This is a genomic window from Snodgrassella sp. B3088 (genome assembly GCF_026535815.1).
GTDB lineage: Bacteria > Pseudomonadota > Gammaproteobacteria > Burkholderiales > Neisseriaceae > Snodgrassella > Snodgrassella alvi_E.
On sequence record NZ_JAFNPG010000008.1, the window covers coordinates 136,028 to 150,620 of the forward strand.

At 46.1% G+C, this 14,593-nt stretch carries 16 protein-coding genes; all 16 read left to right on the top strand.

Features of this window, described 5'->3' with window-relative positions; translation table 11 throughout:
* The first annotated feature begins 3 nt into the window (after positions 1-3).
* The 16 genes from J3U75_RS06715 to J3U75_RS06790 all read left to right on the top strand — a co-directional run bounded on the left by J3U75_RS06715 (position 4) and on the right by J3U75_RS06790 (position 14,212).
* The gene (locus J3U75_RS06715) at positions 4-651 is read left to right on the top strand and encodes an HK97 family phage prohead protease (RefSeq protein ID WP_267391167.1); all 648 of its coding nucleotides are present in this window, start codon (positions 4-6) and stop codon (positions 649-651) included.
* Positions 652-1,893 (top strand): phage major capsid protein, encoded by a 1,242-nt coding sequence (locus tag J3U75_RS06720; RefSeq protein ID WP_267391168.1) that lies wholly within the window; start codon positions 652-654, stop codon positions 1,891-1,893.
* Between the two features lie 39 nt (positions 1,894-1,932).
* Positions 1,933-2,250: a head-tail connector protein gene (locus J3U75_RS06725; RefSeq protein ID WP_100156152.1), complete on the top strand. Its 318-nt coding sequence runs from the start codon at positions 1,933-1,935 to the stop codon at positions 2,248-2,250.
* Complete coding sequence (locus J3U75_RS06730; protein WP_100156153.1) at positions 2,247-2,588, top strand: phage head closure protein; 342 nt, start codon at positions 2,247-2,249, stop codon at positions 2,586-2,588. Before J3U75_RS06725 ends, J3U75_RS06730 begins: the two co-directional genes overlap by 4 nt.
* Positions 2,589-2,590: 2 nt before the next feature.
* Positions 2,591-3,073 (top strand): HK97-gp10 family putative phage morphogenesis protein, encoded by a 483-nt coding sequence (locus J3U75_RS06735; protein ID WP_267391173.1) that lies wholly within the window; start codon positions 2,591-2,593, stop codon positions 3,071-3,073.
* Positions 3,061-3,417: a hypothetical protein gene (locus J3U75_RS06740; protein ID WP_267391174.1), complete on the top strand. Its 357-nt coding sequence runs from the start codon at positions 3,061-3,063 to the stop codon at positions 3,415-3,417. The genes J3U75_RS06735 and J3U75_RS06740 overlap by 13 nt, the downstream gene beginning before the upstream one ends.
* Positions 3,418-3,475: 58 nt before the next feature.
* On the top strand, positions 3,476-4,156 hold the full coding sequence (locus tag J3U75_RS06745) for a phage tail tube protein (protein WP_267391175.1): 681 nt from the start codon (positions 3,476-3,478) through the stop codon (positions 4,154-4,156).
* Between the two features lies 1 nt (position 4,157).
* Positions 4,158-4,550 (top strand): hypothetical protein, encoded by a 393-nt coding sequence (locus tag J3U75_RS06750; RefSeq protein ID WP_100156157.1) that lies wholly within the window; start codon positions 4,158-4,160, stop codon positions 4,548-4,550.
* 5 nt (positions 4,551-4,555) lie between these two features.
* Positions 4,556-4,846 carry a phage tail assembly protein T gene (locus J3U75_RS06755; protein ID WP_267391177.1) on the top strand — a complete coding sequence of 97 codons (291 nt, stop codon included), beginning with the start codon at positions 4,556-4,558 and terminating at the stop codon, positions 4,844-4,846.
* A gap of 98 nt (positions 4,847-4,944) precedes the next feature.
* The gene (locus J3U75_RS06760) at positions 4,945-5,145 is read left to right on the top strand and encodes a hypothetical protein (protein WP_267391178.1); all 201 of its coding nucleotides are present in this window, start codon (positions 4,945-4,947) and stop codon (positions 5,143-5,145) included.
* Positions 5,130-8,357: a tape measure protein gene (locus J3U75_RS06765; RefSeq protein ID WP_267391179.1), complete on the top strand. Its 3,228-nt coding sequence runs from the start codon at positions 5,130-5,132 to the stop codon at positions 8,355-8,357. Before J3U75_RS06760 ends, J3U75_RS06765 begins: the two co-directional genes overlap by 16 nt.
* A 33-nt stretch (positions 8,358-8,390) precedes the next feature.
* Positions 8,391-8,978: a hypothetical protein gene (locus tag J3U75_RS06770; protein WP_267391180.1), complete on the top strand. Its 588-nt coding sequence runs from the start codon at positions 8,391-8,393 to the stop codon at positions 8,976-8,978.
* Positions 8,979-8,993: 15 nt separating this feature from the next.
* Positions 8,994-11,138, top strand: coding sequence for a hypothetical protein (locus tag J3U75_RS06775; protein ID WP_267391181.1), 2,145 nt, complete (start codon positions 8,994-8,996; stop codon positions 11,136-11,138).
* A 5-nt stretch (positions 11,139-11,143) separates the two neighbouring features.
* Complete coding sequence (locus J3U75_RS06780; RefSeq protein WP_267391182.1) at positions 11,144-12,640, top strand: hypothetical protein; 1,497 nt, start codon at positions 11,144-11,146, stop codon at positions 12,638-12,640.
* A gap of 8 nt (positions 12,641-12,648) precedes the next feature.
* Entirely contained in the window at positions 12,649-13,206 is a 558-nt protein-coding gene (locus J3U75_RS06785; protein WP_267391183.1) for a hypothetical protein, read from the top strand.
* 10 nt (positions 13,207-13,216) lie between these two features.
* On the top strand, positions 13,217-14,212 hold the full coding sequence (locus tag J3U75_RS06790; protein ID WP_267391184.1) for a hypothetical protein: 996 nt from the start codon (positions 13,217-13,219) through the stop codon (positions 14,210-14,212).
* Positions 14,213-14,593: the final 381 nt, after the last annotated feature.

Below are 14,593 nucleotides of genomic sequence, written 5' to 3' on the forward strand. Positions count from 1 at the left end.
ATAATGGAAACGAAACATTTAGATGTTCAACTTGATATTAAATCCGTTAATGATAACGGTTTTTTTTCGGGTTACGGTTCGGTTAGTGGGAACAAGGATTCTTACGGCGATATTGTGATGCGAGGCGCATTTACTAAGACGTTAAACGAATGGCAAACCCGTGGCCGATTGCCGCCGGTATTGTTTAATCATGATTGGGACAAGCCAATTGGATTTTTTACTAAGCTGGTTGAAGATGACCGCGGCTTATATGTAGAGGGTCAGTTATTAATTAAGGAAATTGAAAAAGCACGGGAAGTGCATGCCCTATTACGAGCTAAAGCAATTGACGGTCTTTCGATTGGATTTCAGCCGGTACAAAAAGAACACGACCGCAAAACAGATGTCACAAAATTACTGGAGGTTAAATTATATGAAATATCTATAGTAATTTTCCCAGCTAACCCAGAAGCAAGGGTTAACTGCGTCAAATTTGAGCACGGGCTACCGTCCTCAGAAGAGTTTAAAGAAATATTGAGGCAAAACGGATTTAACGAAAAGCAGGCCGCTGTCATACACGACGGCGGTTTTTTATTGCTGTCACAAAAGGCAGCACCCGAACAACATAATTCTGTGATGAATGACGTAATACAAATTTTAAGAGGTAATTAAATGGCAGGTACGAACGAAAACGAGGCAATTGAGCTGGCTACCGTTTTGAAGCAAAAGCAAGCCGAAGTAAATAAAGTCATTGACGAAGTCAAGGGGCTGGGCGAAGAGCTGAAAGGCAAAATGGATAAATCAGACAGGGTTACCGATGAAGTTAAACATGATGTTGATAAACTTCTGACCGAAGTCAATGGCCTAAAGTCACAAATACATGATTTGGAGCAAGCACAGGCTCGAAACCCCGTAACGCCCGAAGTTAAACAGACTTTAGGTGATTGGTTTGTCAAGTCGAATAATTATAAAAATTGCACGGATTTAAGGGAAAAAGGGCAAATAAGTGTTGAAGTAAACAGAAAAGCAATTGGTGGAACGGCAGGGCAGTTTAGCGGGGATGCTAGCGCATTATTGCAACCCCAAGTAGTTGATTTGGTTTCTTTGCCGCAACAGCAATTAAGGGTGCGTGATTTACTGATGCAAGGGCATACTGATGCGGAAGCAATTTATATCCCACAGGAAGCGGCGTTTGATAACAAGGCGTCAGGGGTAAAAGAGGGTGAATTAAAGCCGGAATCTAATATTACCTTTACATCTACTATGGCGCCGGTAATTACACTTGCCCACTTTATTAAGGCGTCAAAACAGATTTTAAGTGATGCCTCCGCCTTGCGTTCAATCATTGATGGACGCCTGCAATACGGACTAAAGCTAAAAGAAGAAGAACAACTTCTTAAAGGCCGCGGAGTTCAAGAATCAAACGAATTAATCGGCTTAATTCCTAACGCGACACCATTTATGAACACTACTAACCTTAAAAGCTACAGCATCATTGACCAATTACGCTTGGCGATGCTGCAAGTAGTGTTATCTGGTTACAGCGCTACGGGGCATATTTTAAACCCTATCCAATGGGCAGAAATTGAAACCGCTAAAGATGAGGTTGGCCGCTACATTATCGGCAACCCACAGGGCACGGCAGTGCCTATGATGTGGGGACAGCCGGTTGTGTCTACTTCTTCTATGCCCACGGGTCAGTTTTTAACCGGCGCCTTTAAGATGGCAGCACAAATTTTTGATAGATGGGATATGAAAGTTGATATCTGTTATTCGGACAAAGATGACTTTACTAGAAATATGGTCACCATTCTGTGCGAAGAACGGTTGGCGCTGGCTATTTATCGTAAAGATGCATTTGTAACCGGTACGTTACAGTCCACTTTGCCACCGCAGTCTGACAAAACTAAATAATGCAGTTCATCCCGCCCCACTCAAGGGGCGGATGGGGTCATGATGATTACAATTAATGATATTCGCAAGAATTGCCGGATTGATGATAACAGCGAAGATGGATTGCTGATGATTTATCTGGCGGCAGCTAAGGAGGCGGTAAAACAGTACACCAACCGGAATTGGTACGAGTCGGCAATACCGGAAAACGACCCAGACGGCATGCTTTATAACGATGCAGTAGATATGGCTTTACTGCTGATTACTGCGCACTGGTACAAAAACCGTGAAGCCGTTTCCGCGTTAAATGCCTCATGGCTACCGTGTGGCGTGGCTTTTTTATTGCAGCCTTACATGATGATGTGGGGTAAAGAATGAGTATTGCAGCAGGGAAACTAGACAAGCGGGTGTTGTTGCAGCGTCCACAGCTGAGCAAAGGCACGCTGGGAGAGTTTGATAAAAAATGGGTCAATGTCGGGTATTTGTGGGCAAATATATCCTATCTTTCCGGCCGTGAGTTTATTAAAAACGGATTGGACTCTTCTAGTTGCAGCGCATCCATTCAGGTGCGCCGCAGTAGTCTGACGTCCAACATTAGCCCCGAGTGGCGCATTATCTACAATGACATTATTTTTAATATACAAGCGGTGCTGCCTGACTCTTCGCATTCAGAGGCAATTAACTTGCCCTGTACAACCGGACTTAATGAGGGTTAGCCATGGGCGTAAAAATAACTGCCAGCGGTCTAAATGAGCTGCATAAAAAAATGCAGAAGCTGATTAATGGCGTAAATGGCGAAATCAGCAAAAAAGCAACCGGCAGGGGGGCGGCGATTATCCGTGATGAGGCGGTTAAGGGCGCTTACAAAGCCCCTGCGCCATACCGTATATACAACAAAAACAGCACTGGCGGCAAGACTGCGACAGTCGTTCAGCCCGGACACGTCGCCCGCAGCATCATTATGAAGCGGCTGCCGCCTAGCGAACGTTTAGGGATGACCTCAAAGCATATTGTTACTGTTTCTAATTCTAAAGAAATCCCTAAAGGGGCTAGGCAGATTGCCACGTTTGTAGAGTATGGCATTAACATGTCGCAGGCACATCCATTTATGCGTAACGCATACGACAGCAAAAAAGGGGAGGGCAGAAAGGAGGCAGTAAAAGTTCTGATTCAGGGAGTTAAAAAGCAATGGAAGAAATAGCAGCTTTTTACAGCTTGATTGGGGATTTGTGTGGCGGGCGTGTGTATCCGGACTTTATTCCAGAACAGAACAGCGGAGCCGACCCGAATTGGTGGCCAGCTATGCGTTATACAGTGATTTCCGGACAAGTAGATGGAACAAACTGTTACCAACAATTCAGGCCACGCGTGCAGATAGACATTTATGCCAACAGTCCGCAGGAGCGCGCGCAATGCGTAGAGCAGGTGATGGACACATTACAGGAAGCAGAAGAAATAGATTGTGAACTAAAGACCTCCCCTATTTTCTCATACGACATTGAGCGGAAGAAGTATCAAGCAACAATTGATTATTTAATTTTTTAGTAAGCAAATGATTTTTACCAGCCACGGGAAACCGTGGCTTTTTTTATGGGAGTTAGATATGGCGCAAGCACCAAAAAAGACCCGAATAAGCACCAAGCGCGGGACGCCTTTTACCAATCAAACCGCTGTTTTTGATTTACCCGATGTCCCGACAAATGAAATTACCAATCTGAGTAACTCTAAGCCGGCTATTGCGACATCGCTGGCGCATGGTTTAAGTACATCAGATGCTATCTGGATTGAAAGTGAAACCAACAGCGCAATTAATGGGTATTACCTCGTAAGTGTCAATACGGAAGACTCTTTTGCCGTGATTGGATTAAATGGCGAAGATTTAGGCACCATTACCGATGCGAAATTTACAAAACTAATCCGTTATCCGTTTTGTGATGCTACAAGCATCAAAATATCGCCTATTAAAACTACAGAAAAAGACGTCACCACCAATTGCGACGAAGACCCCGTAACAGAAGTTCAAAAAGAATCAGGCACCATCAGTATGTCGGGATTATGGATGCCTGATAAAAAGGTACAGGACTTTTTAGAAGAGATGGCCGAAGCCACAGAGACAATATTTTTAACCGTGAAGCCTAAAAAAAGCAAAACCCTACGCGGCTATCAAGGCAAAATTACTAGTTTTGATCAAGACGGTAAAAGCGGCGATTTATGGCAATTCTCCATAGAGTTAAAAATTGTCGGACGTCAACGCAAACTAGATACCACCAGCGGAGTAATTTAACATGACCACAACCCATAACACAGAAGACCCAAAAGCCGCATTCATCAACAATGCGCGCCAGTATATGAAGTCCGTCATTAGTCCTGTTCCGGACATCGCCCCGTATGAGGGGTTGTTTGTCAAATTGCTCAGCGTGCGGGAAATGGCGGATTTTTTTCGGCGCTGTGACGAATTTGAAAATAGTTACGATGATGGCTTAAACGGCGTACGGGAAAAAGCTCTGATGATTTTGGATGGCACTGGGCAGCCTATGTTTCATCCTGACAATCGGGAGGACGTTGCCTTTCTGGCAGAATTGCCGAGCCAAGTATTAGCCAAGGTCAATGAATATTTTTTCCAGATTAACGGGGAGCAAGGGTTAAAAAAGCTGTCACAAGACGCGAAAAACTCATAATTGAATTGTCTTTTGCGTTGCATTTGCCGGCTTTTGAGATAGACAAATGGCCGGTAAGTGAATTTAATCGTTATGTAGCATATTACCAGCGTTACGGCTTTCCGCAGTGGCGTATTGAACAGTATTTTGCCTATAACACGCTTGTTACAGCACGTGCGGCAGGTAATGAGGATATCACGCTACAGGATTTATTGTTACCCAATGCCGCTGATGATGAATTTGAAGAAGATGACGCCGGAGGCAATGCAGATGAAGTGGATGATGTAGACGCCTATCTGGATTCATTTGGGTTGTAGTAAGCCAGCGGCCTTGCGCCGCTGTTTTGTTATAGGTGCAAATATGGGATGTGATTGCAATCAAGGCGAACAGGCTAGGCAGGACAGTCGCAGCCGTTATGAGCAAAAAAAAGCAATTTGCGCTGGGTGTGCAGAAATTGTGCGTTGGGTACCGGATACAAAGCCTGATGCGCCAATTAACACGTTTGATAGGTGCGGCCGCTGTGGGTGTTTCATCAAGCCTAAGGCCAGAATATGGGGGCTACACTGTCCACTTGAAAAATGGTAGGGGAAAGGAGCCGACATGTCTGATGATATAACCATAGGTTTCGGCCTTGATGCGCGGGGGTTTATCGCTGGTATACGCAGCACAGAAGAGCAGGCCAAAAAATCCACACAGGCCTTGATGCGCGCCTATCAATCTTCAGCAAGCAGCGCCAATGGCTTAAGTGATGCCGTAATTAATACGAGGGCACAAACCCTGCTTAATCTTGGCGTCACTATGAAGCAGGTAGAGGCGTTTAAAGAAACGGCTGTTTCAGTACGCAAGTATAAAGAAGAGTTAAAAAGGGTCGGGGAGGAATATCAAAATGATTCAGCGCGCTTAAACGCGCATTTGCTTGCCTATGGCAAACAGAATGACCTGTTATCACTCGCCACCATCAATACGCGCGAATTAGCCGCAGAGGAAGCGGCTTTAAATGCCGCCAGAAAGGCCAGACCGCAGGCCATAGAGCCGTCTCCTGTCAAAGTGGCCAAAGTAGAGTCGACCGCTCCGGCGGTTATTAAAGCTGGGGTGATAGATAGCAGCGGCCTGAATGACTTTAATTCGAAAGTTGACGCCGCCACCGCTAAAGTTAAAAGCTTAGCTATTGCCATGCTAGGGATTGGAAGTGCGCGTCAATTGTCCGCTATGGCGGATGAATGGACGACCGTCAATAACCGCCTGAAATTGGTTATCAGTTCTTCATATGAGCTGAAGCAGGTTCGTGGCCAGTTAATGGCCAGCGCCAATAATACCGGTCAATCACTGGGTACAGTGGCTGAGTTGTATAACAAACTGGCCATGTCGCAGGCACAAACCGGAATCAGTGGCAGAAAGTTGCTGCAATTAACTGATACCATCAATAAAGCCATGGTCATCGGTGGCGGTTCTGCTGAATCTCAGGCCGCAGCACTGGTGCAACTATCTCAGGCTTTTGCCTCCGGTACCTTGCGCGGTGAAGAACTTAATTCAGTCCTTGAACAGGCGCCCGGATTGGCGCAAACCTTGGCGAAAGGGTTAGGCGTAACCGTTGGCCAGTTGCGCGCGCTGGCCGCCAATGGCAAGCTGACATCTGAGGCAGTGGCCAATGCCATTTTAAAACAGTCCGCCGATGTCAATGCCCAGTTCGGCAAGATGGACAAAACAATAGGACAATCTGCTACTTCGTTAAAAAACAAAGTCATGTCCTATGTTGGTGCGCTGAACGAATCCAGCGGTGCCACCCGTAAAGCCGGTGCGGTCATGGAGTGGATGGGCAATCATCTCGGCACCGTATCTACGGTGCTTAGTACCGTATCGGCCATTTATACCGGCAAATATGCTGCCTCTATTACCATGGTGATAGTGCGCAAGTATGCCGAAATATCCGCCTCAAAACAGTCAGCTGCGGCCATGCTGAAAGAGGCTGCCGCCGCCAAACTGCTTGCCGCCGCTAAGACAGGCGGGGCGGGCAATGCGGCTAAAGGAGGAGCCGGAGCCGCCAGCGCGTTAGAAGCCGCGGGAGGGGTGGCCAGCATGGCCAAGGGCGGATGGGTGGGGCTGGCTGCCGGACTGGCTACAGCGGCTTATGCTTACTATCAAATCCGGCAGGCCTCTAAAACGGTTAATGATTCCCTCCAGACGCAGATTGGTTCACTTGATGAGCTGATTGCCAAATACAAGCAGGCATCTGACACCGGTAAACAGGCATTACGCAAACAGGCAGAAGACGCTTACGACCAGTCCGCCCATGAATTCCGCAGCGGACTTAAGGATTTACAAGAGAAGTACTACGGCCTAATAGAGACGGAGCTAGCCAGCAATAAGACAGCGCCAGCCAGCAATATGACAGTGCCCGAAATTGCTAAACAAATCAAAAGCATATTTGCAGAAATTAAAGCAGGCCGGAGTACCGTCGCCGAGGGAGCCCAGCAGTTAAACAAATTGTTCGGAATCAGGCATGATTCTAAGCTGGCGGGCGAGCTGGCCGTTCAGGCCATGGCACTCGAAGATGTCGCTAAAAAAGCCAATCAGGCGGCAGATTCAGTTAATGCTATGGGCGGGGTTGCGCCTAAGTTTAAAGCATCATCTGAGCAAATCGCGGCCGCGGCTCAGCAGACCAGCGCCGCCATACAGAAGCTGATAGACGCCCAGAAAAAGAATATAGACCTGCTGCAAAAACAGAAGCAACTGATGGCCGGCGGGTTGTCTAGCGGGGTTGCCGAAGCGGTGGCCAAAGCGAATGCCGAGGGTATGACCGGCCAGAAGCTGAAAGAATATACCCAGCAGCAAAAACAGCAAGAAAAATTACAGCAACAGATAGATGACATTAAATCCGTTGCTGATACTCTGCAATCACTGGGCAAAAGCGCCGAAGAAGCAAAGGCGGAATTAATTGCGGGCAAGGACGGCCTGACCCTGTTTCAGTTGTCTGCAAAGAATGCCACCAGTGCGCAGATTGAGCAGGCTAAACAGTTACAGGCGCAAAGCAAAGCATATAAAGAGCAGTTGCAGAATCAACAAACGTTAAAAGACATGATTCAGCAGGCGCAGGAGGCGCGCGCAGAACTGTTTGGCGGTAAAAATGCGTTAATTGCCTTTCGGATGGGGCTAACGCATGCGACCAACGAGCAAATACGGCAGGCGCAGGCAGTAAACGCGTTAACCGAACAGATACAGAAGCAGAAATCTGTTTTAGCGACACTGGAGGGGCTGAAAGAACAGGTGGCCACGCTGGGTATGGATTCAGTCCAGCGGCAATTGTACGGCCTGCGCAAGGAGGGCGCGACGCCGGAGCAGTTGCGGCAGGCGGAAGCCATGCTGCGGCAAATTAAATCATTTGATGATGCGCAGAAAGATACCAAGGCCGCTGCCAAGGATTTATCGGATGCTGCTGCGGAGTTAAAGGATTCCAGCCGCAGTGGTGACGATACCAAACAGCTAAGCATATTCAGCAAAGAGTATCGCGACCGCGAAGAAGCGTACTGGACAAAGAAACGGCAGCAGGAGCGCGACGGCAGTGGCATTGGCTATCTGTCTGGCCGCGCATCAAATCCTGTGATGCAGAATTTAAACCCATCGCCATTGCCGACCAGCTTTAACCCGCCCAGCCAGATAAACAAGGACATGAACGAACTGTTAAAGGCCTCGGAGGTGGTGCAAATTGTATTAAGCGATGGGAAAAAAGATGTCACATTCAAAGGACTGTTTAACACGCCGGACGGGGCAAAACAGTTCAAAGATATTTTAAAGACCAGCTTACACAGTATAGCTAATGATATGAGATAACCGGCTGAGTGCCGGTTTTTTTGAGGACATTTTATGGCATTTACTTTATATACAGACGCCAAAATGACAACCGAAGCAAGCAGCCCTTATCAGCTTGACTTTAACGGGGTGGGCGTTAGTGATTTTAAACTGTTTTTTGGTAGCCCTTATGTATATGAGACCTTAAAGCCTAAGTCTGACCAGCAAATCATGTTAATACCGGCCAGCCGGCTAAAAAAATGGCAGGCCGGCGGCACGTATGGGTTTGGCAACATTGTTGAGCCTACAGTGGCTAATGGCTGTATGTATCAATGCTTAGGCAGTGGACAGGCGGGCAGTAATGAGCCGGCATGGAGTACGGATTATGGCAGTGAATGCACTTCCGGCGGGCTGGTATTCGTCAATCTTGGGGCAAAATTCCAGCCGACAGATATTCGCATGGCTTTAAAGCAATCCGACCTTGGCAGCGCCGTATCTGGTGAAGCCTTGGCCATTGGGACAGAGCTAAAGGGCGGTACGGCTATCCCTGTTTATATCAGGGTGACCAACTCTAATAACGCGGTACGCACAGACCGCACAGACCCGTGCATCAGTATCAGATTAAATGCAACCACAACCGAAACGGTTGTACAAACGGGCTAGCGATAGGAATAAAACATGCTTGGCTTATCTCCACTTAATACATTCTTACTGGCTACGGCTGATAATGAACAGGGGGCAGAATATGCCGGCACGGAATTACTAAAGATTTGTTGTTCTGTGCATTCCAGACAGCAGACAGGGGAATTGTTAGCCATTTCGCGCAGTGTTTACCGTAAGGTAGATACCGGAGGGGACTTGCTGAGCATTGCCCGAATAGTTAACCCTGTGGCGGATGCCGAAATTTTACAATTAAGTCAGCATGTGCTTAATCGTGCGCCCAATCGGTTTATGCGCGCCAATTTTGCCAAGGGGTTTGACGGCGAAAAATACGCAATTCGTATATTTATTGCCGGCATTGAATTATGTAATGCAGTTCGTTCATGTGAAGTACATTTCACGGAAAAAGAATCAGCTACCGCAAATTTGTATTTACTGGAGCCCTGTGGCCAGCTTGATTTGTACCGGTACTATAACCAGCCCATTGTAATATTTGCGCAAACGGATAAATACTTATATCAGGTATTTTCTGGGGTTGTTGATATGCCCAAAATAGATTATTCGGAACGTTTGCGCAATATAACAGCCACTCATGACCGCAGTAAATCCGTGGAAAAAATGAGTTTAGATACTATCCATCACATCGGCTACTGGTCGGAGTCGGTATTTGGAGAGGAAAAAAACTACGAAACCAAGAACGCACAGTTAACTGACCGTCTAAGCACTATTCCTGTTTCTTTTGATTATGATGCCAAGGGGCAGGGGCACTTAACTTCATGGCTGCCCAAAACCAAGGAAGATTGGCATCTGGGTGGCTGTGATATTTACTTAGAGAATATGAGTCTGGAGTTAAGTAGTGCGGTATCGCTGGTAAATCGGGTTGAAATAGAACTGCACCACCAGTATGACCGCCTGATACATCGGGAAATTACGTTTAGTTATCGTTATCTTAACTTCATGAGCGATTACGATTACATTGTTAGAGTGGCCGCAGAAAGTCCGGCGCCAAAGCTTGCCGATGTTGTCAGTGCCGCGAATGGAGGCGGGTGGATTACCGGAAAATGGGCAACGAAAGGGGCACCGCCTCCGGGATATTACAACGGCATCCTGTGGCGTGCCGCCGATTATCACTATTCCTATCAGCCTACAGGCGAAAAGGATAAAGACGGAAATAACATCGTTAATATCGTACAAACGGCGGACAGTAAAGACAGTGAATTATATGCCCTCTCCGCCTCGTGGCATGCCATTAAACGCTGGAAACAGGCAGTTGACGAAAAATACAGCATTGTCGTGCTTAATCAGCCCTCTATATCCATACATGGAGAGAAAAAAGAGAAAGTAACGTACGGTATCAAACACGACAGCAACGAAGATAAAACGGCCAAAAACTGGGGCAACGAAAAGCATTACAAGCTACCCATGGGTGTATTGCAGCCCAATGGCGATTATGCTACCAACGTCGATAAGGTTATACCAAACGGATTTGCGAACGGTTATCAAGTTGCCGTGCAGATTGCTTATACAAGAATGCTGGAAAGTCACCGGCAAAACAGCATCAATCTGGATTGTAAGTTTTTGCCGTTCATTAGTTTAACCGACACGGTACATATTCAAACTAATAGATTTAACGCAAACGTTAAAGTAGCCGCATATAGTCACAGTTGGGATTTCAGAAGCAAGCGCGGAAAAACCACCTTGACCGGTAAATTCTTCATGAATCCGGCCAGCAACAGCAAAGAATTCAGCCCCGTATGTCAGCCGGTTAACCGGCCTGTTTTGCCGTCTGAGCCGTATCAGAACAAATTCATTTTAAAAGATTACGCTATTGCCTATGGCGTCGAAATTATCGAACAAGACCCAGACGAAGATAAAAACGAAGACGAAGACGAAGATAAGGAAGACAAGCAGGACGGGAGCAGCTGGGCTGGTGTTGGCCAATCTAAATTCAGGTTAGACAAGGCTAACGGCTATGTGAGGAAAGAAACCGGTTATACATTCAACGGCAAAAGAGTCTTGCGCGGCCTCGCGTTTCGGGTAGAAGTGCCGTCTGTAGAGGAAAAAAGCACAGATACTTTGGATGTGAATGGGGTAAGTCAGATAATAAATGTTGATATTCCTCACAACGAGCCCTACGCGCATCTAACTTGTTTGAAAGGTTAAATCATATGAGCCTAGAAGATGATTTGCGCACCATATTCGGGCGCCTCAGACCCACCTACAAGCGCGCCCCCAATCGCCCGCGCCTGTTGGGTCAGGCTGGGGTGAGCATGATTAACGAGGGCAGCGACATGGATAAAAATACTTTTTGTCTGGATATATATTCTATGCTGCGGTTTAATGAGAGCACGGGCTTACCCTCAATTAATAACGCTCGTGTGATTGATGGTTTATTTGACATCAAAAGCGGCCGACAGGTGCGCGTGTATTTAGACCCCTTGGCGATTGTCTGCGATAACGTCACCAAGGTTAGCCAGTACACTTGGTACAAATTGCAGCTTAAAAACAAACACCGCGCCGTTGTTGATGAAAAAATATTTAAGGAAGATAAAAATTTATCTGATTACAGATATTGGATGAACCTTGACGTGCTGTCTGTAAATTTACGGGCATCGCCACAAGAATGCATATTGACGCGAGAATGGCTGAAAATTGATACCCTAAAAGATACCTTTTATAAAATGCTCACACAAACTGAGCTGAATGCCGATGCATTTTTCACCACGGTACCACTATCGGAAAACCTCTTAAACAGTAACCGCGACCAGTATACAAAGGCGGTCAAAGAAATAAACCAATACTTGACCGTTTATGTAAATAAGGCCAATGGATACGATTCTAACTTTAATTTAGAGCTGTATTTTAAGTACCAAAACCGGAACTCATTTGAAACCAATAGTGATAGTAATGACACCAAGAAAAATTGGCTGATTTATTGTATTGAACAGCACGCTGGTAAAAAAATACCTAAAATTGATGGAATGCCGCAGTTTTATAAATGGACGACGGCTAATGCGCCTATTTCTTACTACACGGCGTTTACTTGGACAATTAGCGCAAGTGAAGCATATTGGGGTATCCCGCCCGAAAACTTGAACGTATATGAAGCACGCTGGAAGTGCGCGGACGATTTGGCATATGGCGTGAAGATGATAAAAGACTACGCCCTGAAACAGGCTGAAATTAAATCAGATGAAGATATTACCGCAGCAATCGCCCCTTATGTCAAATATGCTGACCATTACATACAGAGTATCGATTCTTCTGACGGGGCGCAGCAGTTCATGTATCAGCAGGATTTAGATTTTTATTACCGCGATAAATACGATGAAAAGGGCAATTTAACCACGGACAAAGATTATAAATTGTTCACCACCATTAAAGCAGATGGTAAGTTAAGTCTGTGGAGTTTAGACATATATCCCGATAGCGCCATCATTGATATTAAATACAATCCCAGCAAAGGTAAATTTATTCCGGCTCACCCGTTCGGGACAGATTTGCTGCCGCCGTCATTACAAGAGATGGATACGCTGGATTTACAAGACTCTTTAGGCAACCAATATCACATTACCCCTAATCAAAAGGGTTTTTTTCTTATCAGCGAACGACTGGCCGGCAAGCGGTGGACAATTGAGCGTGATGAGTATCAGCTTACAGAATAGGTAACAATATGCGATGGTATATCAATAACTTTAATGTTGCGTTACAGCAGGAACTTGAAGCAAACAAACAAGGGGCAATGCTATTTTTAGATGACGTGTCCACCCAAAAAATAACGACCATTCTGCCGAATAGCAGCAGCGAATCGAATCCGCCGCATTTTATGCGGCTGACGTTGCAGCCTATTGACTCTTCGGGCTATGAATTAATAGATATCTGCAACATAGGCGGCATGCTCATGATTCTGCGCGCTGGGGTAGAAAATACCCAGCCAGCAGCATGGCCGATGGGGACGCGGGTGCTTTGCGCGGCGACTGCTCATGGATTCAAAACAACCGGCAATACTTACATCATAAATCGAGAGCTGGCCATGTACCCTGATTGGCAAAGCTTAACCATTGATGCCACGAACGGCACTAACCAGATATTACCGCCAGCTACTGGCGAGGCTGACAACCCGCCAATCGTTATCAGCAATATGCATGATGGTGATGAAATCATTCTGGAACTATGCGGCACCAATGATATAGCCGATATTCCGGTTTTTCTTAATGCAAGCAGGCTGTAAGAGGGTAAACATGAGTGTTTTAGTAAAAATCTATGCCCATAACGGATGGCGTTATTATCAACCACTCGGCATCATCAATGCCCATAACGGCAGCCCCTCTGCAACTGCGCCCAGTCCTGTTGCAAGTTTGCCGTTTACCGCTGCACAGTATGATGCCGGAACTACATGGACGGATGCCGTCAACGGCAGAAATTATCTGAATGTCGGGGACAATCAAACCATGGGATTATATAAAATCAAGGACAATCAGGACGCCTTGGTATTACGCAGTTACCGCACCGATTCTGGTGTTCCTCTCAATCTCCCCATTAGCTCCACTTCATCAAAGTTATTCGGTAATGCACTGACATTAAGAATAAAAATAGGACAATTTACTGATGCCTCCATGATGTTATGTGTGTTGTACGGAGCAAAAGGCCGGCAAAATGAAAAACTAATCATAGCCGTAGAAAATCTACAGATTGTTACCTATTATTTTAAATTAAATGATGAAGAAAATAATGTAGAAAAAACAGATACTAATATCTATATAAACGGAGACAGTCAGTGGGCAAGTATCGGCTTTAATTTTTATAGCGGCGACCGTGCCGGACTGGCTGGGGTTTTTGTCAATGGGCAATATACAGAACTGAATATCAGCCCATTAGTACATTTGAATAATTTTTGGCTGTTCGGCGTTAATCAAGACGAATCCCCAATTCATCAAAACAAAGTTATATACCCGTTTAACGGCGCTATCTCGGATGTAAAAGTTTTTGAAAACCCATTAAGAGATGATGAGTTCGGCAGCGTGCTGGGCGGATATGACGATACTGCCGATATGGGTGCCCCTCTGACTGTGTTTGAAACCGGCGGCGAATTAATGCAAATGTTCATCAACGTTAAAAAATCGGATGTAAATGCACCGTCGATTGGTGATGGGGGCAGTAGTGGGTCGGGCAATACTGGCAACATTAATGACGCGACAAACGGCGGGCAATCGGGTAAGCAAGACCCCTTAGGCTAAACAATTAATTCAAACCGGCTTTTAGCCGGTATTTTTATGGAGTTTGATAGTTATGAAAAAGGCATTTAAATGGTTGCATAAGGCACTGGACTGGGTGGTTGAGTTCCGGTTTCTGCCGGCGTGGTTTCAGAATTTTTTGTTCGGTACCTGTACACGCGTCATTGAGATTACCAGCGGGTTAGTCATGTTGGGTTTTGCGGTGGTTTTTGCCTTGCATGGAAACGAAATGCTAAAGGAAGACNTGTGCTGGTTGCCGTCCTGTTCATCGTATCTGTTAGCCAGCTAAGCGCTGCTGTTTTCCAATCCAGCCGCAGCAATATTATTTCAGGCTGCTTGCTGATATGGGCATCCTTAATCTGGTTCTTGATTGCAGGGGCATTT

What these genes read in the sequence shown, in the direction of transcription:
- J3U75_RS06740 (WP_267391174.1), top strand. Translation starts at nt 3,061, where the DNA reads ATGGAAGAAATAGCAGCTTTTTACAGCTTGATTGGGGATTTGTGTGGC.
- J3U75_RS06775 (WP_267391181.1), top strand. Translation starts at nt 8,994, where the DNA reads ATGCTTGGCTTATCTCCACTTAATACATTCTTACTGGCTACGGCTGAT.
- J3U75_RS06765 (WP_267391179.1), top strand. Translation starts at nt 5,130, where the DNA reads ATGTCTGATGATATAACCATAGGTTTCGGCCTTGATGCGCGGGGGTTT.
- J3U75_RS06780 (WP_267391182.1), top strand. Translation starts at nt 11,144, where the DNA reads ATGAGCCTAGAAGATGATTTGCGCACCATATTCGGGCGCCTCAGACCC.
- J3U75_RS06760 (WP_267391178.1), top strand. Translation starts at nt 4,945, where the DNA reads ATGAGCAAAAAAAAGCAATTTGCGCTGGGTGTGCAGAAATTGTGCGTT.
- J3U75_RS06750 (WP_100156157.1), top strand. Translation starts at nt 4,158, where the DNA reads ATGACCACAACCCATAACACAGAAGACCCAAAAGCCGCATTCATCAAC.
- J3U75_RS06720 (WP_267391168.1), top strand. Translation starts at nt 652, where the DNA reads ATGGCAGGTACGAACGAAAACGAGGCAATTGAGCTGGCTACCGTTTTG.
- J3U75_RS06735 (WP_267391173.1), top strand. Translation starts at nt 2,591, where the DNA reads ATGGGCGTAAAAATAACTGCCAGCGGTCTAAATGAGCTGCATAAAAAA.
- J3U75_RS06715 (WP_267391167.1), top strand. Translation starts at nt 4, where the DNA reads ATGGAAACGAAACATTTAGATGTTCAACTTGATATTAAATCCGTTAAT.
- J3U75_RS06770 (WP_267391180.1), top strand. Translation starts at nt 8,391, where the DNA reads ATGGCATTTACTTTATATACAGACGCCAAAATGACAACCGAAGCAAGC.
- J3U75_RS06725 (WP_100156152.1), top strand. Translation starts at nt 1,933, where the DNA reads ATGATGATTACAATTAATGATATTCGCAAGAATTGCCGGATTGATGAT.
- J3U75_RS06785 (WP_267391183.1), top strand. Translation starts at nt 12,649, where the DNA reads ATGCGATGGTATATCAATAACTTTAATGTTGCGTTACAGCAGGAACTT.
- J3U75_RS06790 (WP_267391184.1), top strand. Translation starts at nt 13,217, where the DNA reads ATGAGTGTTTTAGTAAAAATCTATGCCCATAACGGATGGCGTTATTAT.
- J3U75_RS06745 (WP_267391175.1), top strand. Translation starts at nt 3,476, where the DNA reads ATGGCGCAAGCACCAAAAAAGACCCGAATAAGCACCAAGCGCGGGACG.
- J3U75_RS06730 (WP_100156153.1), top strand. Translation starts at nt 2,247, where the DNA reads ATGAGTATTGCAGCAGGGAAACTAGACAAGCGGGTGTTGTTGCAGCGT.